Raw genomic sequence first — 22,963 nt, 5'->3', positions numbered from 1 at the left:
CGGTCGGGGACAGGGCGAGCGCCGTTCAGTTCCGCACGTCGTTGTACGGGACATCAAGGGGACGGTCAGACCGTCGCGGGTCAGACCGTCAGCGCGCGATCCGTCGGGCGGATCGGCGCCGGCAGGGAGCTGCTGCCGGTCAGGTAGCGGTCGACGCCACGGGCCGCCGAGCGGCCCTCGGCGATGGCCCAGACGATCAGCGACTGACCGCGGCCGGCGTCGCCGGCGACGAAGACGCCATCGACGTTGGTGGCGAAGTCCGCGTCACGGGCGATGTTACCGCGCGCATCCAGGTCCAGACCAAACTGGCCGACCAGACCGTTCTCGACGTCCGTGCCCGTGAAGCCCATCGCCAGCGTGACCAGCTGGGCGGGGATCTTGCGCTCCGTGCCCGGCTTCTGGGTCAGCTTGCCGTCGACGAACTCGACCTCGACCAGGTGCAGGAACTGGACGTTGCCGTCCTCGTCGCCCTCGAAGTGGGTGGTGGAGACGGAGTAGACCCGCTCGCCGCCCTCCTCGTGCGCCGAGGTGACCTTGTACAGCATGGGGAAGGTCGGCCACGGCTGGCCCGGGTTCCGCTCCTCGCCCGGCCGCGGCATGATCTCCAGCTGCGTGACGGAGGCCGCGCCCTGGCGGTGGGCGGTGCCGACGCAGTCCGCGCCGGTGTCGCCGCCGCCGATGACCACGACGTGCTTGCCCTCGGCGGTGATCGGCGAGGTCACGAAGTCGCCCTCGACCACCTTGTTGGCGAGCGGCAGGTACTCCATCGCCTGGTACACGCCCTTGAGTTCCCGGCCCGGCACGGGCAGGTCGCGGGCGGTGGTCGCGCCGGCCGCGATGACCACCGCGTCGAACCGCTTGCGCAGGTCCGTCGCCGTCAGGTCGCGGCCGATCTCGATGCCGGTGCGGAACTTGGTGCCCTCCGCGCGCATCTGCTCGATGCGGCGGTTGATGTGCCGCTTCTCCATCTTGAACTCGGGGATGCCGTAGCGCAGCAGGCCGCCGATGCGGTCGGCGCGCTCGTACACGACCACGGTGTGGCCGGCCCGGGTCAGCTGCTGGGCGGCGGCCAGGCCCGCCGGGCCCGAGCCGATGACCGCGGCGGTCTTGCCGGACAGGCGCTCCGGGGCCTGCGGCCTGACGTCGCCGCCGTCCCACGCCTTGTCGATGATGGAGACCTCGACGTTCTTGATGGTGACGGCCGGCTGGTTGATGCCGAGCACGCACGCGGACTCGCACGGCGCCGGGCACAGCCGCCCGGTGAACTCCGGGAAGTTGTTGGTGGCGTGCAGCCGCTCCGACGCCTGCGCCCAGTCCTCGCGGTAGGCGTAGTCGTTCCACTCCGGGATGAGGTTCCCGAGCGGGCAGCCGTTGTGGCAGAACGGGATGCCGCAGTCCATGCAGCGGCCGGCCTGCTTGCTGATGATCGGCAGCAGGGAGCCGGGGACGTAGACCTCGTTCCAGTCCCTGACGCGCTCGCCCACGGGGCGGGTCTCGGCGACCTCGCGCCCGGTGGTCAGGAAGCCCTTGGGGTCAGCCATGGGTCGCCGCCTCCATCATCTTCTCGGTGGTCTCCTGCTCGGAGAGGCCGGCGAGCTCAGCGGCGTCCTTGGCGGCGAGCACTGCCTTGTACGTGGTGGGGATGATCTTGCTGAAGCGGTCCGCGGCGGTGTCCCAGCCGGCGAGCAGCTTCTCGGCGACGGTCGAGCCGGTCTCCTCGTGGTGGCGGCGCACGACGTCGTGCAGCCACGCCTTGTCGGAGTCCGACAGGGCCTCGACCGCGCCCAGGTTGCCGGAGTTGACGTTGTCCCGGTCGAGGTCGATCACGTACGCGACGCCGCCGGACATGCCGGCCGCGAAGTTGCGGCCGGTCTCGCCGAGGACGACCGCCGTACCGCCGGTCATGTACTCGCAGCCGTGGTCGCCCACGCCCTCGGAGACCACCAGCGCGCCGGAGTTGCGGACACAGAAGCGCTCGCCGGTGCGGCCGCGCAGGAACAGCTCGCCGCCGGTCGCGCCGTACGCGATGGTGTTGCCCGCGATGGTGGAGTACTCGGCCAGGTGGTCGGCGCCGCGGTCCGGGCGGACGATCACGCGGCCGCCGGACAGCCCCTTGCCGACGTAGTCGTTGGCGTCGCCCTCCAGGCGCAGGGTGACACCGGCGGGCAGGAACGCGCCGAACGACTGGCCCGCGGAGCCGGTGAACGTGATGTCGACGGTGTCGGCGGGCAGGCCCGCGCCGCCGAACTTCTTCGTCACGTGGTGGCCGAGCATGGTGCCGACGGTCCGGTTGATGTTGCGGATCGGGACCTGGGCGCGGACCGGCTGGGCGTCCTCGGCGGAGGCGGCGCCCAGGGCCTCGGCGGCGAGCTCGATCAGCTCGTTGTCGAGGGCCTTCTCCAGACCGTGGTCCTGCTCGACCAGGGCGTGGCGGACCGCGCCCTCGGGCAGCTCGGGGACGTGGAACAGCGGTTCCAGGTTCAGGCCCTGCGCCTTCCAGTGGTCCACGGCGCGGCTCGTGTCGAGCAGCTCGGCGTGGCCGACGGCCTCCTCGAGGGTGCGGAAGCCCAGCTCGGCGAGGAGCTCGCGGACCTCCTCGGCGATGAACTCGAAGAAGTTGACGACGAACTCGGCCTTGCCGGAGAACCGGTCGCGCAGCACCGGGTTCTGGGTGGCGATGCCGACCGGGCAGGTGTCCAGGTGGCAGACGCGCATCATGACGCAGCCGGAGACGACGAGCGGCGCGGTCGCGAAACCGAACTCCTCGGCGCCGAGCAGCGCGGCGATGACGACGTCGCGGCCGGTCTTCAGCTGGCCGTCGGTCTGGACGACGATCCGGTCGCGCAGGCCGTTGAGCAGCAGCGTCTGCTGGGTCTCGGCGAGGCCGAGCTCCCAGGGGCCGCCCGCGTGCTTCAGCGAGGTCAGCGGGGAGGCGCCCGTACCGCCGTCGTGGCCGGAGATGAGCACGACGTCCGCGTGGGCCTTGGACACGCCGGCCGCGACCGTGCCGACGCCGACCTCGGAGACCAGCTTCACGTGGATGCGGGCCGCCGGGTTGGCGTTCTTGAGGTCGTGGATCAGCTGGGCCAGGTCCTCGATGGAGTAGATGTCGTGGTGCGGCGGCGGGGAGATCAGGCCGACGCCGGGCGTCGAGTGACGCGTCTTGGCGACCCACGGGTAGACCTTGTGGCCGGGCAGCTGGCCGCCCTCGCCGGGCTTGGCGCCCTGCGCCATCTTGATCTGGATGTCGTCCGCGTTGACCAGGTACTCGGACGTCACGCCGAAGCGGCCGGAGGCGACCTGCTTGATCGAGGAGCGGCGCGCCGGGTCGTACAGGCGGTCCGGGTCCTCGCCGCCCTCGCCGGTGTTGGACTTGCCGCCCAGCTGGTTCATGGCGATGGCGAGCGTCTCGTGCGCCTCGCGGGAGATGGAGCCGTACGACATGGCGCCGGTGGAGAACCGCTTGACGATCTCAGAGACCGGCTCGACCTCGTCGACGGAGATCGACGGGCGGTCGGAGGTGAAGCCGAACAGGCCGCGGAGCGTCATCAGGCGCTCGGACTGCTCGTCGACGCGCGAGGTGTACTGCTTGAAGACGTCGTACCGCTTGTTGCGCGTGGCGTGCTGCAGGCGGAAGACCGTCTCCGGGTCGAACAGGTGCGGCTCGCCCTCGCGGCGCCACTGGTACTCGCCGCCGATGTCCAGCGCGCGGTGCGCCGGGGCGATGCCGGAGGCGGGGTACGCCTTGGCGTGGCGGGCGGCGACCTCCTGGGCGACGACGTCGAGGCCGGCGCCGCCGATCTTGCTGGCGGTGCCGTCGAAGTACTTCTCGACGAAGGCACTGTCGAGGCCGACGGCCTCGAAGACCTGGGCGCCGCGGTAGGAGGCGACGGTCGAGATGCCCATCTTGGACATGACCTTCAGGACGCCCTTGCCGAGGGCGTAGATCAGGTTGCGGATGGCCTGCTCGGGCTCGGTGTCCGTGATGAACGCGCCGGCCCGGACCAGGTCCTCGACGGACTCCATGGCCAGGTACGGGTTGACCGCGGCGGCGCCGAAGCCGATGAGCAGGGCCACGTGGTGGACCTCGCGGACGTCGCCGGCCTCGACCAGCAGACCCACCTTGGTGCGCTGCTTGGTGCGGATGAGGTGGTGGTGGACGGCCGCGGTGAGCAGCAGCGACGGGATCGGCGCGTGCTCGGCGTCGGAGTGCCGGTCGGACAGCACGATCAGGCGGGCGCCGTCCTCGAGGGCGGCGTCGGCCTCGGCGCAGATCTCCTCGATGCGGGCCGCGAGGGCGTCGCCGCCGCCGGAGACCCGGTACAGGCCGGACAGGGTCACGGCCTTCATGCCGGGCATGTCGCCGTCGGCGTTGATGTGGATGAGCTTGGCCAGCTCGTCGTTGTCGATCACCGGGAAGGGCAGGGTGACCGAGCGGCAGGAGGCCGCGGTCGGGTCGAGCAGGTTGCCCTGGGGGCCGAGGGACGAGCGCAGGGAGGTGACCAGCTCCTCCCGGATGGCGTCCAGCGGCGGGTTGGTGACCTGCGCGAACAGCTGGGTGAAGTAGTCGAAGAGCAGCCGCGGGCGCTGGGACAGGGCCGCGATCGGCGAGTCGGTGCCCATGGAGCCGAGCGGCTCGCCGCCGGTGCGGGCCATCGGCGCGAGGATGACGCGGAGCTCTTCCTCGGTGTAGCCGAAGGTCTGCTGGCGGCGGGTGACCGAGGCGTGGGTGTGCACGACGTGCTCGCGCTCGGGGAGGTCGGAGAGCTCGATCTCCCCGGTCTCCAGCCACTCCGCGTACGGGTTCTCGGCGGCGAGGCCGGCCTTGATCTCGTCGTCCTCGATGATCCGGTGCTCGGCGGTGTCGACGAGGAACATCTTGCCGGGCTGCAGGCGGCCCTTGCGGACGACCTTGGCGGGGTCGATGTCGAGGACGCCGACCTCGGAGGAGAGCACGACGAGGCCCTCGTCGGTGACCCAGTAGCGGCCGGGGCGCAGACCGTTGCGGTCGAGGACCGCGCCGACCTGGACGCCGTCGGTGAAGGTGACGCAGGCCGGGCCGTCCCAGGGCTCCATCATCGTGGAGTGGTACTGGTAGAAGGCGCGCCGGGCCGGGTCCATGGAGTCGTGGTTCTCCCACGCCTCGGGGACCATCATCAGGACGCTGTGCGGCAGCGAGCGGCCGCCGAGGTGGAGCAGCTCCAGGACCTCGTCGAAGGAGGCGGAGTCGGAGGCGTCCGGGGTGCAGACCGGGAAGATCCGCTCGATGCTCTTGTCCGCTCCGAACAGCTCGGAGCCGAGCTGCGACTCGCGGGCGCGCATCCAGTTGCGGTTGCCCTTGACCGTGTTGATCTCGCCGTTGTGCGCGACGAAGCGGTACGGGTGGGCGAGCGGCCAGCTCGGGAAGGTGTTCGTGGAGAACCGGGAGTGGACCAGGGCCACGGCGGTGGCGCAGCGGCGGTCCGACAGGTCCGGGAAGAAAGGCTCCAGCTGGCCGGTGGTCAGCATGCCCTTGTAGACGATGGTGCGCGCGGAGAGCGACGGGAAGTACGTGCCGGCCTCACGCTCGGCGCGCTTGCGCAGCACGAACGCCTTGCGGTCCAGCGCGATGCCGGTGGCCTCGCCGGCGTCGTCCGCGACGAACAGCTGGCTGAAGACCGGCATCGTGGAGCGGGCGGAGGCGCCGAGCAGCTCGGGGGCGACGGGGACCTCGCGCCAGCCGAGGACGTTCAGGCCCTCCTCCGCGGCGATGGCCTCGATCTGCGCGACGGCCTGTGCGGAGCCGTCGGCGGGCAGGAAGGCGATGCCGACGGCGTACGCGCCGGCCTCGGGGAGCTCGAATCCGGCGACCTCGCGCAGGAACGCGTCCGGAACCTGGAACAGGATGCCGGCGCCGTCGCCGGAGTCGGGCTCCGAACCGGTGGCGCCGCGGTGCTCCAGATTGCGGAGAACGGTCAGCGCCTGTTCGACCAGCTCATGGCTGGCTACACCGGTCAGGGTGGCCACGAACCCGACACCACAGGCGTCGTGTTCGTTACGGGGGTCGTACATCCCCTGCGGGGCGGGGCGACCGTCCATGGGCGACCAGGCGTCGGAACGCATCGGCTCTCCCGTCGTCGTCGTGGCATGTGCAGTGCCGAGGGACGACGTTGGCCCTCCGCGAAATTTCGTGCAGGTTACATGATGGCTGGCTTCTCGAGAAGCGGATAGCTCATTCCAACATGCGGACACCGCGGGCTGCGGTGAGGGGGATTTCGGGGGTCGGCGGCGACCCGTCGCAAGAGCGGGCTTCATTGCCCGCGGCGGCCCTCGGCTCATGCCCGGTGGACATGATTTCGAAACCGCCGAGTAACCGCTAGTGGCTAGCTATGTGGCACTCCGCATAGTGTCCCACCGTGTGGCCGAAACCGCCCAGGGAGATACGTCACAGCGCTCTGACCTGCGAAAATCCCCCACAGCAAGGTGGGGGATTTCCGGACATACGAGGGGAAGCGGCAGGCGCCGGGCACCGGACGGGTGCTACAGCACCGCCCCGAAGGCCATGCCGAGCCCGTACGTGACGGCCGCCGCGGCGCCGCCGAGCAGCAGCTGGCGCAGACCGCTGTACCACCAGCTGCGCGCCGTGACCCGGGCGACGAGCGCGCCGCAGCCGAAGAGTCCGACGAGCGCGAGCAGCACCGCCGGCCACAGGGCGGTGGCCCCGAGCAGGTACGGCAGGACGGGCAGCAGCGCGCCGAGCGCGAACGAGCCGAACGACGAGACCGCGGCCACCACCGGCGACGGCAGGTCGTCGGGGTCGATGCCCAGCTCCTCGCGGGCGTGGATCTCCAACGCCTGCTCCGGGTCGCGGGAGAGCTGCATGGCGACCTCGCGGGCGAGTGCGGGCTCGACGCCGCGGGACACGTACAGCGCCGCGAGCTCCTCCATCTCGTCCACCGGGTGCTTGCGCAACTGCCGCCGCTCGACGTCCAGTTCGGCCTGGACGAGCTCGCGCTGGGAGGCGACGGAGGTGTACTCGCCGGCGGCCATGGAGAAGGCGCCGGCGGCGAGGCCGGCGAGGCCGGTGATCACGACGGTCTGGGAGGAGACCGCGCCGCCGGCGACGCCGGTCATCAGGGCCAGGTTGGAGACGAGCCCGTCCATCGCACCGAAGACGGCCGGCCGCAACCAGCCGCCGTTGACGTCCCGGTGGGTGTGGTTGTCACGGTGCGCCGCATGGAGCGGCGCCTCGATCTCGATGATGGACATGCTTCTCCCCTGTCTTTCCGGCGGGTTGGCTCACCCGCCGCCCCTCGACCCTTCGAAAATACGCCCGATGTAAGGGGCCCGCCAGCAAGGCAGGCCGTACTTAGTAAGGCCCGCCTGACCCGCAGGACCGGGGTGTCACCCGGGTGACAGAGACGTTTCTCCGGACAACTGCGGCCGCGCGCGTGGCAGGGATCGAGCGACGTGGCGGAGCGGACTCTCCGAATCCACGGGAAAGGCGGGCGACATGGTGACGACGGCATGCGATCTGCGGGAGCGGGCCCGCGGCGCGCTGCTCGGCCTCGCGGTCGGGGACGCGCTCGGGGCGCCGGCCGAGAACCTGCGGCCCTCGGAGATCCGCCGCCGATGGGGCCGGATCGAAGGCTTCGTGACGGACAGTCCGGCAGGCACGGACGACACCGAGTACGCGATCTTCTCGGGGCTGCTGCTGGCCCGGCACGGCTCGGCGCTGACCGTCTCGCACGTCGAACGGGCCTGGCACCACTGGATCGCGGACCTGGACGAAGGCCCGTTCCGCGGCGCGGGCTTCAGCGAGCGGGGCACCCTGGAGAACCTCCGCCGGGGCCTCGCGGCCCCGATCTCGGCGCAGCACCGCCACGCGTGGAGCGACGGACTGGCCATGCGGGCGGCCCCGTTCGGGGTGTTCGCGGCCGGCCGGCCGGCGGAGGCGGCGCGTCTGGTGGCCATCGACGGCACGGTCAGCCACGACGGCGAGGGCATCTACGGCGGCCAGGCCGTGGCGGCGGGCGTCGCGGCGGCGATGGCGGGGGCGTCGGTGACGTCGGTCATCGCGGCGGCGCTGTCGGTGGTGCCGATGGACTCGTGGACGGCGCGCTCGATGCGGCGCGCGGTGGTCGCGGCACAGCGGCTCCAGTCGGACCCGCTGATCCGCGAACGGACGGTCCGCTCGGCGGTGGTCATCGGCGGCTACCCGTGGACGGACCTGGCGCCGGAGGCGGTCGCGCTCGCCTTCGGCGCGTACGCGGCGGCCCGCGGCGACTTCCGCACGGCGGTCCTGACCGCCGTCAACATGGGCCGCGACGCGGACACGACGGCCGCGGTGGCGGGCGCCCTCGCGGGCGCGAGCCGCGGCGTCTCGGCGATCCCCGACGCATGGGCCACGGCCATCGCCCCGGTCACCGGCAGCTGCCTGCCCTCCATGCGCGGCTACCACGTCCTGGACATCGCCGACCTGCTGACCCCCGACGAGGAAGAGGCCGCATGACGACCACGGACCCCAGAAGCACCACGGACACCCCGCCCGCCCCCGCCGGTACCGAGCCGGGCCCGGTCACGTCGCCGTACGAGGACGGGAACCCCGGACCGGTGCCCGACACGGGCCCCCGGCCGTACGCGGGCGCGGACGCGCGAGGGGTGCTCGACGCGTTCGCCGGGCCGGGCGGCGGGGTGGGAGGCGCCCTCGTCGGGGAGTACGCCGCCGCGTACCGCGCTCCCGGGGAGGGATGGGAGGGGACGCACGAGGGAGCGGGGACCGCGTACGGGTATCTCGGGGCGGGGTTCCGGGTCGCCGGGCCGGGCGGGCGGCGCTCGCCGGATCCCGGGTTCGCCGCCCGCGTCGAGGGGCTGCTGCTCGGGATCGCGGCGGGGGACGCCGCGGGCTGGCCGGCCGCCCGGCACCGGGCCGCACGGATGCCCGAGTGGACCCGCCGCCTCACCCGCGAGCTCGACACCTTCGCCGAGCAGAACGCGACCACCACCCTCCCCGTCCCCATCGCCCTCAACCAGCCTCCCGAGCCGCTCCGCCTCGGCCCCTCCGACGACGCCGAGTGGGCGGTGTTCACCGCCGAGGCGGTACTCGCCTCCGACGGCCCCCTGTTCCACGGCCTCGCCCCCGCCCACCGGCTGCGCGCGGCCGTCGATCTGGCCTGGAACTCCCTGGCCGGCCAGGTCGCCGCGGCCGCCGACCGCGCCCCCGAGGTCGAGTCCGCGGTGCTCCCGCTGCGCGCCCGGATCTCGGTACGGGCCGGGCTCGGCAACCTCGCCGCGGGGCTGCGCCCGCCCGCCACCGGCCACGACAACCCGCACTACTTCGACGACGCCGCCTGCGTACGCGCCGCCGTCCTCGCCCTGGTCCACCCCGGCGACCCAGCGGCGGCCGCCGAACTCGCCGAGTTCGACGCCCGGTACACCCAGGACGGCGACGGCGTCCACGGCGCCCGCGCGACGGCCGCGGCAGTCGCCGCCGCGCTGGGCGGCGCGCCTGTCGACGCCGCCGTCGACGCCGCCCTCGACCAGCTCCCGCCCGCCACCGAGATCGGCCGCAACGGCCGCCACGCCGTGAAGATGGCCCGCGACGCGGCGTCGGCGTTCGAGCTGGTCCCGCTCCTGGAGCACCAGATCGTCGACCACGTCTACAGCTACGGCATCGCCGCCGCGGAGACCGTGCCGGTCGCCCTCGCCCTGGCGACCGCCGCGCACGGCGAGGCGTCGGCGGCGGTGCCGGCCGCGGCCTGCCTGTCGCGGGTCGCGGACTCCGCCCCGGCCCTCGTCGGCGCGCTCACCGGCGCGCTCGGCGGCGCCGCCTCGCTCCCGGTGACCTGGCGCGACGCCTGCCGCACCCTCGCGGGCTGCGCGCTGCCGCGGCTCGCCGGCACCGATCTCGTGGAGCTCTCCCAACTCCTCGCCCACGCCCGGCGCACCGGGGACCGCCGGGGGCACTAAGGCCTGCCCGGCGGATCAGGCCGTAGGGCGTGTTCCCCGGGGCAACCAGGGGCCCCGGGTGGACAATTCGGGCATGACACCCTCGGTCAGCACCCCCACAGAGCCCCGGCCGGACAGAACCTCCCCCTCCCCCACCCTCGACGACCGCGTCACCGGCAGCCTCGTCGGCGCCGCCGTGGGCGACGCCCTCGGCGGCCCGGTCGAGGGCTACACCCCGGACCAGATCCTGGAGCGCCACGGCGGGCGCGTGTCCGGCGTCGTCGGCCCCTGGAACGGCGACGCCTGGCGTACGGCGCGCCCGATCGCGCCGTACCACAAGGGCGACGGGCACGTCACCGACGACACATTGATGACGCACGCGCTGATCCGCGTGTACACGAAGGTCCGCGACCACCTCGACGCGTACGCGGTCGCCGACCACCTGGTCCCCGAGCTCGTCGGCACACCGGTCTGGATCCCCGAACTGGAGGCGGAGGCGCTGCCGCTGCAGCGGATCTTCCTCGCCGAGAAGTGGCTCGTGACACGGCTGCACTACGGCCACGTCGACCCGCGCGAGGCGGGCAACGGGAACATCGTCAACTGCGGTGCGGCGATGTACATGGCACCGGTCGGACTGGTCAACGCGGCGAACCCGGCGGGTGCGTACGCCGAGGCGCTGGACGTCGCCGGGGCGCACCAGTCCTCGTACGGGCGGGAGGCCGCCGGCGTGTTCGCGGCGGCGGTGGCCGCGGCGTGCGCACCGGGGGCGACGCCGCGGTCGGTCGTCGACACGGCGCTGGAGTACGCGAAGGACGGCACGGGCGCGGCGATCGAGGCGGCGGCGGAAGCCGCGGCCCGGCACACCGACTTCGAATCGGCCCTGGTCCCGCTGCGGGCGGCGGTCGCGCCGTTCGACACCGTGGGCCCGGACTACCGCTCCCCGTCGCTGGGCGCCCGCCGCCCCTCCCGCCTCCACGCGATCGAGGAACTCCCGGTGGCCCTCGGCATGTTGCTGGTCGGCAACGGCGACTACCGGCACACGGTCCTGGGCGCGGTGAACTACGGCCGCGACTGCGACTCCATCGCCACGATGGCCGGCGCGCTGGTGGGCGCGCTGCGGGGCGAACCGGCGGTCCCGGCGGACTGGGCGAAGCAGATCGCGGAGGCCAGCCGCCTGGACCTGCACGCCCCGGCGACGGCACTGGCCGAGGTCGCCCACGAGGTCTTCGCCCGGGACACCGCCCGCCGCCGCACCCACGAGTCGACCTATGCCCTCCTCACGGAAGCGGACCGATGACCGTCCCGGGGCGGGCCGAGGACGCGGGACCGATGGGCGGTCCGGCTTTCCTCCGCGTCACCTGGGTCCAGCCGGAGGACCTCGTCGGCCATGAACTGCGCCAGGCGGAGGAGGACGGCCGCGACGCCCGCGTGCCGGCCGCCCGCTGGCAGGCGGCCGGCGGCCCGCCGGCCCCGGTCCGGGCGGGCGCCTCGCCCACGCCGCGCCCGGACCTGCGGCCCCTGGCCGAGGAGGTCCTGGCCGAGTTGGCGGCTCTCCCGAGCCCGACGTCGTCGGAGGAACCCTCCGCCTGGCCCGAGATCCGGACGGTGACGACCGGCGGTCCCGTCGGAAGGTCGGTAAGGGTCGGGGCGGGGGAGGCCTCCCGGCTCCGCGCCGCCCTGCATGCCGCCTGGCTGGGCCGGGCCGCCGGCTGCCTGCTGGGCAAGCCCGTCGAGAAGCTGCCGCTGCACGCGATCCGGGAACTCGCCCGGTCCGCCGGGAACTGGCCCCTCACCACCTGGTTCACCGAGCGCGGCGTCCCGGAGGCGCTCCTCGCCGCCCACCCCTGGAACCGCCGCTCCGCCGCCACCTCCCTCGCCGAGAACATCGACGGGATGCCTGAGGACGACGACCTCAACTACCCCCTGCTCAACCTGCTCCTCCTCCAGCGCCACGGCCGCGCCTTCACGACCGCCGACGTCGCCCGGCTCTGGCTCGACGAACTCCCCGCCGGCCGCACCTTCACGGCCGAGCGGATCGCCTACCGCAATCTCCTCGACGGCGTCGAGCCCCCGCTCACCGCCGTCCACCGCAACCCCTTCCGCGAGTGGATCGGCGCACTGATCCGCGCCGACGTGCACGGCTGGACGAACCCCGGCGACCCGCGCGCCGCCGCCGAGCAGGCGTACCGGGACGCCGCCCTCACCCACACCGCGAACGGCCTGTACGGCGCCATGTTCGTCGCCGCCGCCCTCGCCGCCGCCGCGACCGGCGCCGCCGACGTCCACCGGTGCCTGGCCGAGGGCCTGTCCGTCGTACCGCCCCGCTCCCGGCTCGCCCGCGCCGTCCGCCTCGGCATCGAAACCGCCCGCGCCACACCGGACTTCGACGCCGTCGCGGACCGGCTGCACGCCGCCCTCGGCGGGTACCACTGGGTCCATGCCGTCCCCAACGCCGCGCTGCTCGCCGCCGCCCTCACCCACGCCGACGGCGACTTCACCCGCTCGATCTGCGCCGCGGTCTCCGGCGGCTGGGACACCGACTCCAACGGCGCGACCGCCGGCTCGCTCGCCGGTCTGCTCGCCGGTCACCCCGACCGGCTGCCCGAGCGCTGGACCGCCCCGCTCAAGAACCGGCTCGCCACCTCCGTCCCGTCCTTCGACGGCATCGGCTTCGACGCTCTCGCCGACCTGACCGCCGACCTCGCCCTCCAGGAGGCAGTACGCCCATGACCAGCATCGTCGTGCTCGGCAGCACGAACATGGACCTCGTCGCGTACGTGGCGAAGGCCCCCGCCCGCGGCGAGACCGTCACCGGCCGCGAGTTCCGCACCGTGCCCGGCGGCAAGGGCGCCAACCAGGCCGTCGCCGCCGCCCGCGCCGGCGCGGACGTCTCGATGATCGGCGCGGTCGGCGCGGACGACTTCGGTCTCCGTCTGCGCGACGCCCTCGACCACTCCGGCGTCGACACCGACCTGCTCCGCACCTCCGAAGGCCCCTCCGGCACCGCCCACATCGTCGTGGACGACGAGGGCGGCAACGCGATCGTCGTCGTCCCCGGCGCCAACGGCACCGTCACCTCCCTCGACCACGGCGACGAGGCGCTGATCGCCACCGCCGACATCCTGCTGCTCCAGCTCGAACTCCCCCTCTCCGCCGTCACCGCCGGCGCGCTCACCGCCCGCGGGCTCGGCGTCCGCACCGTCCTCACCCCCGCCCCCGCGCAGCAGCTCCCCGACGAACTCCTCGCCGCCACCGACCTGTTGGTGCCGAACGAGCACGAGGCCGCCGCGCTCACCGGCCTCACCGACCCGCACGCCGCCGCCGAGGCCCTGCTCCACAAGGTGCCCGAGGTCGTGGTCACCCTCGGCGCGGCCGGCTGTCTGTACGCGGCGCGCGGCGCCTCGCCCGTCACCGTCCCCGCGCCACGGGTGCGGGCCGTGGACACCACCGCCGCCGGGGACACCTTCGTCGGCGCCCTCGCCGTCGCCCTGGGCGACGGCCGCCCCGTCCCCCAGGCGCTCGCCTGGGCCTCGGCCGCCGCCGCGCTCTCCGTGCAGCGCCCCGGCGCCTCGTCGTCGATGCCGTACCGCTCGGAGATCGACGCCGCCTTCGCCCCCACGAACAACCCCCGGGAGACCGACGCCGTATGAGCCCCCGCCCGACCGCCACCCACTCCTCCCCGTCCGCCGCCGCCCCCCATCCCGCGCAGCCTCCCCTCCACGGTCTGCGGGTCCTCGATCTCGCGACCCTCTTCGCCGGCCCCCTCGCCGCCATGATGCTCGGCGACTTCGGCGCCGAGGTGATCAAGGTCGAGCACCCCCGCAGGCCCGACCCGTCCCGCGGGCACGGCCCCGCCAAGGACGGGGTGGGCCTGTGGTGGAAGATGCTCGGCCGCAACAAGCGCGCCATCACCCTCGACCTGTCCTCCCCCGGCGGCCGCGACACCCTGCTCAGGCTCGTCGCCGACGCCGACGTCGTCGTCGAGAACTTCCGCCCCGGCACCCTGGAGCGCTGGGGCCTCGGCTGGGAGGAGCTGTCCACGGTCAACCCCCGCCTCGTCCTCGCCCGCGTCACCGGCTTCGGCCAGTTCGGCCCGTACTCCCACCGCCCCGGCTTCGGCACCCTCGCCGAGGCGATGAGCGGCTTCGCCGCCATCACCGGCGAGCCCGACGGCCCGCCCACGCTCCCCCCGTTCGGTCTCGCCGACTCCGTCGCCGCGCTCGCGACGGCGTACGCGGTGACCACGGCGCTCACCGCCCGCACCGCCACCGGCCGCGGCCAGGTCGTCGACATGGCGATCATCGAGCCGATGCTCGCCGTCATCGGCCCGCACGCCCTCTGGTACGACCAGCTCGGCTACGTCCAGCCGCGCACCGGCAACCGCTCCCGCAACAACGCCCCCCGCAACACGTACCGCACGTCCGACGGCTCCTGGGTCGCCGTCTCCACCTCCGCGCAGTCCATCGCGGAACGCGTGCTGCGTCTGGTCGGCCGCCCCGAGCTGATCGACGAGCCGTGGTTCGCCGACGGCACGGGCCGGGCCGCCCACGCGGACGTCCTCGACGAGGCGGTCGGCTCCTGGATCGCCCGGCACACCCGGGACGAGGCGCTGGCCGCGTTCGACAAGGCCGAGGCGGCGATCGCCCCGGTCTACGACGTCCGGGACGTGCTGGCCGACCCGCAGTACCGCGCCCTGGACACCGTCACCGAGGTCCCCGACCCCGAGCTGGGCCCGATCCGCATGCAGAACGTGCTGTTCCGGCTCTCCGAGACCCCCGGCGCGATCCGCTGGGCCGGCCGCCCGCACGGCGCGGACACCGACGAGGTCCTCGCCGAACTCGGGCTGACGCCCGACGAGATCACCGGCCTGCGGAGCCGAGGAGCCGTATGAGCTTCCCCCTCACCTGGCTGTACGCCCCGGGCGACCGGCCCGCGGTCGTCCGCAAGGCGCTCGCCTCCGGCGCCGACGTGGTGATCGTGGATCTGGAGGACGCGGTCGCCCCCGACCGCAAGGCGTACGCCCTCGACGCCACCGTCGATCTGCTCTCCGACCCGCACCCGGTCCCGGTGCACGTCCGCATCCACACACAGCGCGACATCCCCCCGCTGGCCTCCCTCCCCGGCCTCGGCGGCTTCCGTGTTCCCAAAGTCGCACACGCCACTGACATCCGCCGGATCGCCGAGCTCGTCCCCGGCGTCCCGCTCTACCCGCTCCTGGAGACCGCGCTGGCCGTGGAGCACGCGTACGCCATCGCCGGCGCCCATCCGGCGGTGCACGGGATCGCCCTGGGCGAGGCGGACCTCCGCGCCGACCTGGGCGTGCGCGAGGACCTGGGGCTCGACTGGCCGCGCAGCCGGATCGTGGTCGCGGCCCGCGCGGCGGCCCTGCCGCCGCCGGCGCAGTCCGTGCACCCGGACGTCCGCGACCTGGAGTCCCTCGCGGCGAGCTGTGCGCGGGGGCGCCGTCTGGGCTTCCTCGGCCGGGCCGCGATCCATCCCCGGCAGCTCCCGATCATCGAGCAGGCCTATCTGCCCTCGCCGGACGAGGTCGCGGCCGCCGAGGAGGTCGTCAAGGCCGCCGAGACCGAGAGCGGGGCCCTCGCCCTGCCCGACGGCCGGTTCGTCGACGCGGCCGTGGTCGAGGGCGCCCGCCGCGTCCTGACCCTGGCCGCCCGCCAGGACTGACCGGCCCGGAGAACGGGCGACGGGCCGCCCGGGACCCTTCGGTCCCCGGCGGCCCGTCGCTCACGGGTCGCTCGGCGCTCAGCCCTTGGCGCCGTTGCCCGCGCCGTCCTTCGACAGGTCCACGGCGTCGTCGGAGCCGGCGCCGGAGCCGCCGGAGGCACTGGAGGCACTGGAGCCGTCACCGGAACCGTCGCCGGAGCCGTCGGAGCCCTCGCCGCCCGGCACCGTGTCCCCGGACGCGTCCGACTCCACCGCCTCGGCGTCGGCCTCCGCGTTCTCCGCCGCCGCCTTCTCCGCCGCCGCCTTCGCCTCGGCCGCGGCCGCCGGTTCGACGACCTCCTCGCGGCCCGGGCGGAGCTTCGCCGAGACCACGATGTAGATCACCGCGAGCAGGCCGACGACGATCGCCGTCCACACGTTGAGCCGCAGGCCGAGGATGTGGTGCGCCTCGTCGACGCGCATGTACTCGATCCAGCCGCGGCCCGCGCAGTACGCGGCGACGTACAGGGCGAACGCCCGGCCATGGCCCAGCTTGAAGCGGCGGTCCGCCCAGATGACCAGGAGCGCCACGCCGATGCACCAGAGCGACTCGTAGAGGAACGTCGGGTGGTACAGGCCCGCCTCGCGGTTCACGCCCTCGGAGATCTTGAGCGCCCAGGGCAGGTCGGTCTCCCGGCCGTACAGCTCCTGGTTGAACCAGTTGCCCCAGCGGCCGATGGCCTGGGCGAAGGCGATGCCGGGCGCGATGGCGTCGGCGTACGCGGGCAGCGGGATGCCGCGGCGGCGGCAGCCGATCCAGGCGCCGACCGCGCCGAAGGCGATGGCGCCCCAGATGCCGAGGCCGCCCTCCCAGATCTTGAAGGCGTCTACCCAGTCCTCACCCTCGCTGAAGTACAGCTGGTAGTCGGTGATGACGTGGTAGAGCCGGCCGCCGATCAGGCCGAAGGGCACGGCCCAGACGGCGATGTCGGCGACGGTGCCGGCTTTGCCGCCGCGGGCGACCCAGCGCTTGTTGCCGTACCAGACGGCGACGAAGACACCGATGATGATGCAGAAGGCATAGCCGCGCAGCGGGACCGGTCCGAGATGGATCACGCCGGTCGACGGGCTGGGAATGTAGGCAAGGTCCATGGCAGGTCCGACGCTACCTTGCCGGGCGGCCGCGGCGGCAGCCCACCCGACAACGTCTGCGTAACTAACCCCGCCCGACCCGCCGTCCCCACCCGTCCCCGGGGCCTCAGCCGGTGGTGGACGGGGTGGCGGAGCCGCCCTTCTGCTTGCCCTTGTTGGCCTGCTCGACCCACTTGCGCAGGTTCGCCGGGGAGATCTGCTCGTTCCCCTTCGCCGGGAAGATCGATTCTCCGTTGAGCAGCACGGACGGGGTGCCCTGGAACGAGCTGCTGCGGAAGGCGTCGTTCGACTTCTTCACCCAGGCGTCGTGGGTGCCGTCCTCTACGCAGCTGCGGAAGGCGGGGGTGTCCAGCCCCTCGACCTTGGCCGCCAGCTCGATCAGCTTGGCGTTGTCCCCGAACGCGTCGTCCGTCTCCTCGGGCTGGTTCATGTAGAGGACGTCGTGGTACGGGGTGAACTTCCCGGCGCCCTGGGCGCAGGCCGCCGCGTTCGCCGCGCGCAGCGAGCCGCTGCCGCCCATGTTGCCGTCGATCAGGGTGGCGAGGTGGTACTCGGTCTTGATCGCGCCCTCGGCCTCCAGCTCGTGGATGGTGTCCCGGAAGGCGTTCTCGAACTGGGCGCACGCCGGGCAGCGGAAGTCCTCCCAGATGGCGAGCGTGGACGGGGCGGCCGCCGAGCCGGTGGGAATGGCGGGCTTGTCGTCGCCGGTCGCGCCGCTGGGGGCGACGACCGGGCCGGCCTTGTCGGACCCGCTGTCGCCGTCGCCGCTCGCGGCGATCACGCCGACCACGGCGGCCAGGCCGAGGACGCCGACGATCGCCGCCGACACGATCAGCAGCCGCCGCTGCTTCTCCCGCGCCTTGTCGCGCTCTCGCTGCTGCTGGAGTCGCGCCCGGGCGCTCCGGTTACCGTCACGGTTGTTCTCGCTCACGCACCCTCAAACGAACCGGGGAGGCACGCGCGTGCCTCCCCGGTCGCAGATCCACCCGTACGGGTTACGCGCCGCGGCGCACTCCCGCGGCCAGTTCGGCCGCCAGTTCCCTTACGGCCGTCAGCGCGGCCGCCTGGTCGCCGTCGGCGTCCAGGATCCGCTTGACGAAGGCGGAGCCGACGATGACCCCGTCGGCGAAGTCGGCGACCTCACGGGCCTGTTCGGCGTTGGAGACGCCGAGGCCGACGCAGACGGGCAGACCGCCTCGGGCGCCGGCGGCGGCGCGGGTGCGGCGGACCAGGTCCGCGGCCTCGGCACCGACGGACTCGCGGGTGCCGGTGACGCCCATCAGCGAGGCGGCGTAGACGAAACCGGAGCCGGCGGCCGTGATGGTGGCGAGCCGCTCGTCCTTGCTGCTGGGCGCGACGACGAAGACGGTCGCGAGACCGCGCTTGTCCGCGTGCTCGCGCCACAGCGCGGACTCCTGGACCGGCAGGTCGGGCAGGATGCAGCCCGCGCCGCCGGCCGCGGCCAGCTCCTCGGTGAACCGCTCGACGCCGTAACGGTCGATGGGGTTCCAGTACGTCATGACCAGGACGGGCTTGCCGGTGGCCGCGTGGGCCTCCTTCACCGTGCGCATCACGTCGGCGATCTTCACGCCGCCGCGCAGGGCGATGTCGTCGGCGGTCTGGATGACCGGGCCGTCGAGGACCGGGTCGCTGTGCGGCAGACCGACCTCGACGATGTCCGCGCCGCCGTCGAAGACGGCCTTGATCGCCTCGATGCCGCCGTCGACGGTCGGGAAGCCGGCCGGCAGGTACGCGACGAGCGCGGCGCGGTTCTCGGCCTTGGCCTCGGCCAGGGTGTCGCTCAGCAGCTGGATGTTCCCGGTGGTCACTTCGCGTCCCCCTCGGCGCCGTTGTCGTACAGCCCGAAGTAGCGGGCCGCCGTGTCCATGTCCTTGTCGCCGCGCCCGGAGAGGTTGACGACGAGCAGCCCGTCCTTGCCGAGCTCCTGGCCGACCTCCAGCGCGCCGGCGAGGGCGTGCGCCGACTCGATGGCCGGGATGATGCCCTCGGTACGGGAGAGCAGGCGGAGCGCCTGCATGGCGGCGTCGTCGGTGACGGCGCGGTACTCGCCGCGGCCGATGTCCTTGAGGTACGAGTGCTCCGGGCCGATGCCGGGGTAGTCCAGGCCGGCCGAGATGGAGTACGGCTCGGTGATCTGGCCCTCGTCGTCCTGGAGGACGTACGACCGCGAACCGTGCAGGATGCCGGGCTCGCCGGCGGTGAGCGTCGCGGCGTGCTCGCCGGTCTCGACGCCGTGGCCGGCCGGCTCGCAGCCGATGAGGCGGACGCCGGCGTCCGGGATGAAGGCGTGGAAGAGCCCGATGGCGTTGGAGCCGCCGCCGACGCAGGCGATCGCCGCGTCGGGCAGGCGGCCCGCCCGCTCCAGGATCTGGCGGCGGGCCTCGACGCCGATGACGCGGTGGAAGTCGCGGACCATGGCCGGGAAGGGGTGGGGTCCGGCGACGGTGCCGAAGAGGTAGTGGGTGCGGTCGACGTTGGCGACCCAGTCGCGGAACGCCTCGTTGATGGCGTCCTTGAGGGTGCGGCTGCCGGACTTCACCGGGATGACCTCGGCGCCGAGCATGCGCATCCGGGCGACGTTCAGCGCCTGGCGCTGGGTGTCGATCTCGCCCATGTAGATGGTGCACTCGAGTCCGAAGAGGGCGCAGGCGGTGGCGGTGGCCACGCCGTGCTGGCCGGCGCCGGTCTCGGCGATGACGCGCGTCTTGCCCATGCGCTTGGTGAGCAGGGCCTGGCCGAGCACGTTGTTGATCTTGTGCGAGCCGGTGTGGTTGAGGTCCTCGCGCTTGAGGAACACGCGGGCGCCGCCGGCGTGCTCGGCGAACCGGGGGACCTCGGTGAGGGCGCTCGGGCGGCCCGTGTAGTTGACCATGAGGTCGTTCAGCTCGCGGGCGAACTCGGGGTCCGCCTTGGCCTTGTCGTACTCGACGGCGACCTCGTCGACGGCGGCGACGAGGGCCTCCGGGATGAACTTGCCGCCGAATGCGCCGAAGTAGCCCTCGGCGGTGGGGACTTGACCCTCCGGGTCCGGAATGAAGAACTCGCTCGACATGCGGTTGCTCCTCGCGGGGCGGACGCCCCGGGTACGTGCGGGTTGATGGTTACGTTAAACGCGCACCTGCCACCCACCCGCCAACGCCGGCCCCCGGCGGGGCCGCGCCACGCCGTCGCGGGTCGCCGCTCCCGTTGTGGGCAGTCGTTCCGCGGGGCGGAACGGGTGGGCACAACGGGCGGTTCCCCTACGGGGCCGGGCTCCACCGTGTGGACGGTCACCACTAGGGCGCCGTCACTCGGGGTGCGGGGGTCCCGGGAGCGGAGGCGCCGCTATGGGCGCCGTCCCGTGTGCCCACCCGTCCCGCCCTGGGGGCACCTCCCGGACGAAGTCTGGGGGAGGGACGATTGCCCACACGGGGCAGCGTGGTGGGTGCGCTCGGTCGCGCGCCATCGCATGCCGTTCACCTGGCCCGGCTCGTCGCCGATGACGTAGCGGACGCGGCGGCCGTGGACCCGTCGGGCCGGCGCACGGCAGCCACGCGGGCGGCAGCCGCGCGCCAGCGGCGCGGCGGCGGGCCCGGCGGCGATGCGCGCGGCGTCACGACGGGACACGGGATCAGCTCCGCCCGTGCCGCAGCGCGGGGTGCGCACCGGCGGCGACCAGGTCGGCCACGGCCGCCTTCGGGTCGCGGCCGGTCACCAGGGACTCGCCCACGAGGACGGCGTCGGCGCCGGTGTTGGCGTAGGCGATCAGGTCGTGCGGGCCCCGGATGCCGGACTCCGCGATCTTGACGATCCCGTCGGGGATCTCCGGGCAGACCCGCTCGAACGTGGAGCGGTCGACCTCGAGGGTCTTCAGGTTGCGCGCGTTGACGCCGATCACCCGCGCGCCGGCCTCGACCGCGCGCTCGACCTCGTCCTCGTCGTGCACCTCGACCAGCGGCGTCAGGCCGATGGACTCGGCGCGCTCGATGAGGGAGACCAGCGCCTCCTGCTCCAGCGCGGCGACGATCAGCAGCGCGAGGTCGGCGCCGTACGCGCGGGCCTCCCACAGCTGGTACGCGGTGACGATGAAGTCCTTGCGCAGGACGGGGATGTCGACCCGGGCCCGGACGGCCTCCAGGTCGGCGAGCGAACCGCCGAAGCGGCGCTGCTCGGTCAGGACCGAGATGACGGCCGCGCCGCCCGCCTCGTAGTCCGCGGCGAGTCCGGCCGGGTCGGCGATCGCGGCGAGCGCGCCCTTGGACGGGCTGGAGCGCTTGACCTCGCAGATCACCTTGACGCCGTCCCCGCGCAGTGCGGCGACGCCGTCCTTGGCCTGCGGCGCCTTCGCGGCGCGCTCCTTGAGCTCCTCGAGGGAGACCCGCGCCTGCCGCTCTGCGAGGTCGGCGCGCACGCCTTCGATGATCTCGTCGAGCACACTCACGCGAGAGGCCCCCTTCCGGGACGGTGACACGGGACGGTGACAATCGTGCGTTCTTGTTCAGCCAAGTCGATGGTATCCGCAGGACGGCGTAGCGCCCGCATCCGGTTGACGTGCGTCCCACGTTCTGGGACCGCGCCGGGCGGGCTCAGGGCGCGAGCGCGGACCCGAACGGCAGGTTCCGGACCAGCGTGAACACGGCCACGAGCGCGCCGATCGCCCACCACCAGCCGTTGGCCAGACCGGTCCGTACGGGCCGTCCGCGGAAGACGCGGACCAGCCACAGGACCATCAGGAGGGCGAACGCTCCGTAGCCGATCACCGCCAGGGCGTTGGCGCCGAACGCGGTGGCGAAATCGCCGTGGGCGACGGCGTGCGCGCTGCGCAGTCCGCCGCAGCCGGGGCAGTACAGGCCGGTGAGGCGGAGCAGCGGGCAGACCGGGTAGTGGCCCGGCTCGTTGGGGTCGACGGTCCCGACGTACGTGAACGCCGCCACGACGCCGGTGAGGGCGCCCAGCGGGGCCAGGAGCCGCCGCCCGAGGGGGCGGGAGTCCGCCGGGGGCGGCGGGGGCGGGGTGTACCGGCCGGCCTGCGCCCAGGCGGGGGCGTCGGCGGCGGTCACGGAAGGTGTCGGGTTCACGTCCACGCGGTGATTCTCCCCGTAACGGCGCGAAGGCGCAGCCCGGTGTTCCCGCCGGACTCCGTCCGGGGACCCCAGGGCCGCGCCTTCGTCGGTCGCGTTCCTCAGCCGGACACGCGGGCCGCGGCGGCGGAGGCCGCGCGGGCGCGGGCCGCGGCCTGGGCCTCGGTCTCCTTCGGCGTGCCGAGGCCCATCATCTTCATGACGCCGCCGACCACGGCGCCCAGGCCGATCAGGGCCGTGCCGGCCCAGAAGCCGGGGACGTTGGCGGCGACCATGAAGACGCTGGCAACGCAGAAGCCGATGAAGGAAATCGTGACACCGGTCCAGGCGGCAAGGGTGTGTCCGTGGGCGTTGCCCGCCATGAGTTGCTCCTCGGTAGCTGTGGCTCGCTGTAGCTGTGGGTGAGGTCCGCGGGCGCGGACACTCGTCGACATTCTCCCGCACGCAGGGTCACGGGGTGAACCGGGGGTCACGCTTCGCGCGTCGGGTCCTCGCCGCGGTCGAGCGCCTTCCACAGGTCCTCGGGCCGCTCCGGGTCCACGGTGGCGGCGGTCCGGCGCGGTGCGGCCGAACGGGGGCCCGCGGTCCGCTCGTAGCGGCCGCCCATCGCGGGCCAGACGCTGCCGAAGCGGAGCGCGAGGAGCCCGGCGAGCAGGATCAGCGCGGCGCCGCCGGCCGTGACGTACGGCCAGGCGGTGTGGCTGAGGGAGTAGACGACTGCCGCGGTGTCGCCGCTGATCCGGGCGGCCTCCGCGTTCAGGGCCGAACTGTCGGACGCGCCGAGGAAGGCGGCCGCGGCCGCGCCGGCGCCGCTCAGCGCGAGCAGGCCGGAGACGAGGCGGCGTCCGGTGCGGCGGACCGCGAAGACGGCGACGAGGGCCGCCAGGCCGACCACGGCCAGGGCCGTCGGCACGCCGGTGACGGCGCCGCCGTCGGCCTCGACGGGCACGGTGCCGCCGCCCACGGAGGCCACGCCCTCGGCCCAGATCTGGCCGGAGGACAGCAGTACGACGGTGGCTCCGAGGGCGCCCAGGAGGAGGGCCGCGGCCAGGCTGCGGCGGCCGCCGGAGGCGACGGCCGGTCCGCCGGCGCGGGCGGCGCGGGGCTGGGATACGGGTACAGCAGTCACATACCCCACT

Annotated in this window: 18 protein-coding genes and 1 pseudogene; 7 read left to right on the top strand and 12 right to left on the bottom strand. The window is 73.7% G+C overall.

Annotation, left to right across the window (positions count from 1 at the left end):
- Window positions 1-80 precede the first annotated feature (80 nt).
- The 3 genes from ACGFMM_RS16535 to ACGFMM_RS16525 form a co-directional block, all read right to left on the bottom strand.
- Window positions 81-1,541: a glutamate synthase subunit beta gene (locus tag ACGFMM_RS16535; protein WP_393647030.1), complete on the bottom strand. Its 1,461-nt coding sequence runs from the start codon at window positions 1,539-1,541 to the stop codon at window positions 81-83.
- Window positions 1,534-6,102: a glutamate synthase large subunit gene (gltB, locus tag ACGFMM_RS16530; RefSeq protein ID WP_393647029.1), complete on the bottom strand. Its 4,569-nt coding sequence runs from the start codon at window positions 6,100-6,102 to the stop codon at window positions 1,534-1,536. The genes ACGFMM_RS16535 and gltB overlap by 8 nt, the downstream gene beginning before the upstream one ends.
- 417 nt (window positions 6,103-6,519) lie before the next feature.
- Entirely contained in the window at window positions 6,520-7,248 is a 729-nt protein-coding gene (locus tag ACGFMM_RS16525; protein WP_393647028.1) for a VIT1/CCC1 transporter family protein, read from the bottom strand.
- Between the two features lie 244 nt (window positions 7,249-7,492).
- Between ACGFMM_RS16525 and ACGFMM_RS16520 the strand changes: the two genes are divergently transcribed.
- The 7 genes from ACGFMM_RS16520 to ACGFMM_RS16490 all read left to right on the top strand — a co-directional run bounded on the left by ACGFMM_RS16520 (window position 7,493) and on the right by ACGFMM_RS16490 (window position 15,612).
- Window positions 7,493-8,491 carry an ADP-ribosylglycohydrolase family protein gene (locus ACGFMM_RS16520; protein ID WP_393647027.1) on the top strand — a complete coding sequence of 333 codons (999 nt, stop codon included), beginning with the start codon at window positions 7,493-7,495 and terminating at the stop codon, window positions 8,489-8,491.
- Window positions 8,488-9,948 (top strand): ADP-ribosylglycohydrolase family protein, encoded by a 1,461-nt coding sequence (locus ACGFMM_RS16515; protein WP_393647026.1) that lies wholly within the window; start codon window positions 8,488-8,490, stop codon window positions 9,946-9,948. Before ACGFMM_RS16520 ends, ACGFMM_RS16515 begins: the two co-directional genes overlap by 4 nt.
- Before the next feature lie 73 nt (window positions 9,949-10,021).
- On the top strand, window positions 10,022-11,224 hold the full coding sequence (locus ACGFMM_RS16510) for an ADP-ribosylglycohydrolase family protein (RefSeq protein ID WP_393647025.1): 1,203 nt from the start codon (window positions 10,022-10,024) through the stop codon (window positions 11,222-11,224).
- On the top strand, window positions 11,221-12,657 hold the full coding sequence (locus ACGFMM_RS16505) for an ADP-ribosylglycohydrolase family protein (protein ID WP_393647024.1): 1,437 nt from the start codon (window positions 11,221-11,223) through the stop codon (window positions 12,655-12,657). Before ACGFMM_RS16510 ends, ACGFMM_RS16505 begins: the two co-directional genes overlap by 4 nt.
- Window positions 12,654-13,577, top strand: coding sequence for a ribokinase (rbsK, locus tag ACGFMM_RS16500; RefSeq protein WP_393647023.1), 924 nt, complete (start codon window positions 12,654-12,656; stop codon window positions 13,575-13,577). Before ACGFMM_RS16505 ends, rbsK begins: the two co-directional genes overlap by 4 nt.
- Window positions 13,574-14,818, top strand: a complete 1,245-nt coding sequence (locus ACGFMM_RS16495; protein ID WP_393647022.1) for a CaiB/BaiF CoA transferase family protein — start codon at window positions 13,574-13,576, stop codon at window positions 14,816-14,818. The genes rbsK and ACGFMM_RS16495 overlap by 4 nt, the downstream gene beginning before the upstream one ends.
- Window positions 14,815-15,612: an HpcH/HpaI aldolase/citrate lyase family protein gene (locus ACGFMM_RS16490; protein ID WP_393647021.1), complete on the top strand. Its 798-nt coding sequence runs from the start codon at window positions 14,815-14,817 to the stop codon at window positions 15,610-15,612. Before ACGFMM_RS16495 ends, ACGFMM_RS16490 begins: the two co-directional genes overlap by 4 nt.
- A gap of 78 nt (window positions 15,613-15,690) precedes the next feature.
- Here the strand turns inward: ACGFMM_RS16490 and lgt are convergent, their stop codons facing one another.
- The 9 genes and pseudogenes from lgt to ACGFMM_RS16445 form a co-directional block, all read right to left on the bottom strand.
- Window positions 15,691-16,743 carry a prolipoprotein diacylglyceryl transferase gene (gene lgt / locus ACGFMM_RS16485; protein WP_393647020.1) on the bottom strand — a complete coding sequence of 351 codons (1,053 nt, stop codon included), beginning with the start codon at window positions 16,741-16,743 and terminating at the stop codon, window positions 15,691-15,693.
- A 106-nt stretch (window positions 16,744-16,849) separates the two neighbouring features.
- A complete protein-coding gene (locus ACGFMM_RS16480; RefSeq protein ID WP_393647019.1) occupies window positions 16,850-17,674 on the bottom strand; it encodes a thioredoxin domain-containing protein in 825 nt (274 codons plus the stop codon).
- Between the two features lie 64 nt (window positions 17,675-17,738).
- The gene (trpA, locus tag ACGFMM_RS16475; protein WP_393647018.1) at window positions 17,739-18,572 is read right to left on the bottom strand and encodes a tryptophan synthase subunit alpha; all 834 of its coding nucleotides are present in this window, start codon (window positions 18,570-18,572) and stop codon (window positions 17,739-17,741) included.
- Complete coding sequence (gene trpB, locus ACGFMM_RS16470; RefSeq protein WP_393647017.1) at window positions 18,569-19,816, bottom strand: tryptophan synthase subunit beta; 1,248 nt, start codon at window positions 19,814-19,816, stop codon at window positions 18,569-18,571. Before trpB ends, trpA begins: the two co-directional genes overlap by 4 nt.
- 386 nt (window positions 19,817-20,202) lie before the next feature.
- Window positions 20,203-20,370: pseudogene (trpM, locus tag ACGFMM_RS16465) on the bottom strand (tryptophan biosynthesis modulator TrpM); the annotation flags it as partial.
- A 4-nt stretch (window positions 20,371-20,374) separates the two neighbouring features.
- A complete protein-coding gene (gene trpC, locus ACGFMM_RS16460; RefSeq protein WP_393647016.1) occupies window positions 20,375-21,184 on the bottom strand; it encodes an indole-3-glycerol phosphate synthase TrpC in 810 nt (269 codons plus the stop codon).
- 145 nt (window positions 21,185-21,329) lie between these two features.
- On the bottom strand, window positions 21,330-21,821 hold the full coding sequence (locus ACGFMM_RS16455) for a DUF2752 domain-containing protein (protein WP_393647268.1): 492 nt from the start codon (window positions 21,819-21,821) through the stop codon (window positions 21,330-21,332).
- Window positions 21,822-21,925: 104 nt separating this feature from the next.
- Window positions 21,926-22,186, bottom strand: a complete 261-nt coding sequence (locus ACGFMM_RS16450) for an HGxxPAAW family protein (protein WP_393647015.1) — start codon at window positions 22,184-22,186, stop codon at window positions 21,926-21,928.
- Between the two features lie 107 nt (window positions 22,187-22,293).
- Window positions 22,294-22,962 carry a TIGR02234 family membrane protein gene (locus ACGFMM_RS16445; protein ID WP_393647014.1) on the bottom strand — a complete coding sequence of 223 codons (669 nt, stop codon included), beginning with the start codon at window positions 22,960-22,962 and terminating at the stop codon, window positions 22,294-22,296.
- Window position 22,963: the final 1 nt, after the last annotated feature.

This window comes from Streptomyces sp. NPDC048604, assembly GCF_043199435.1.
Taxonomy (GTDB): domain Bacteria; phylum Actinomycetota; class Actinomycetes; order Streptomycetales; family Streptomycetaceae; genus Streptomyces.
Note: the sequence above shows the minus strand (reverse complement) of the source record. Positions and strands in the feature narration are given on the sequence as shown.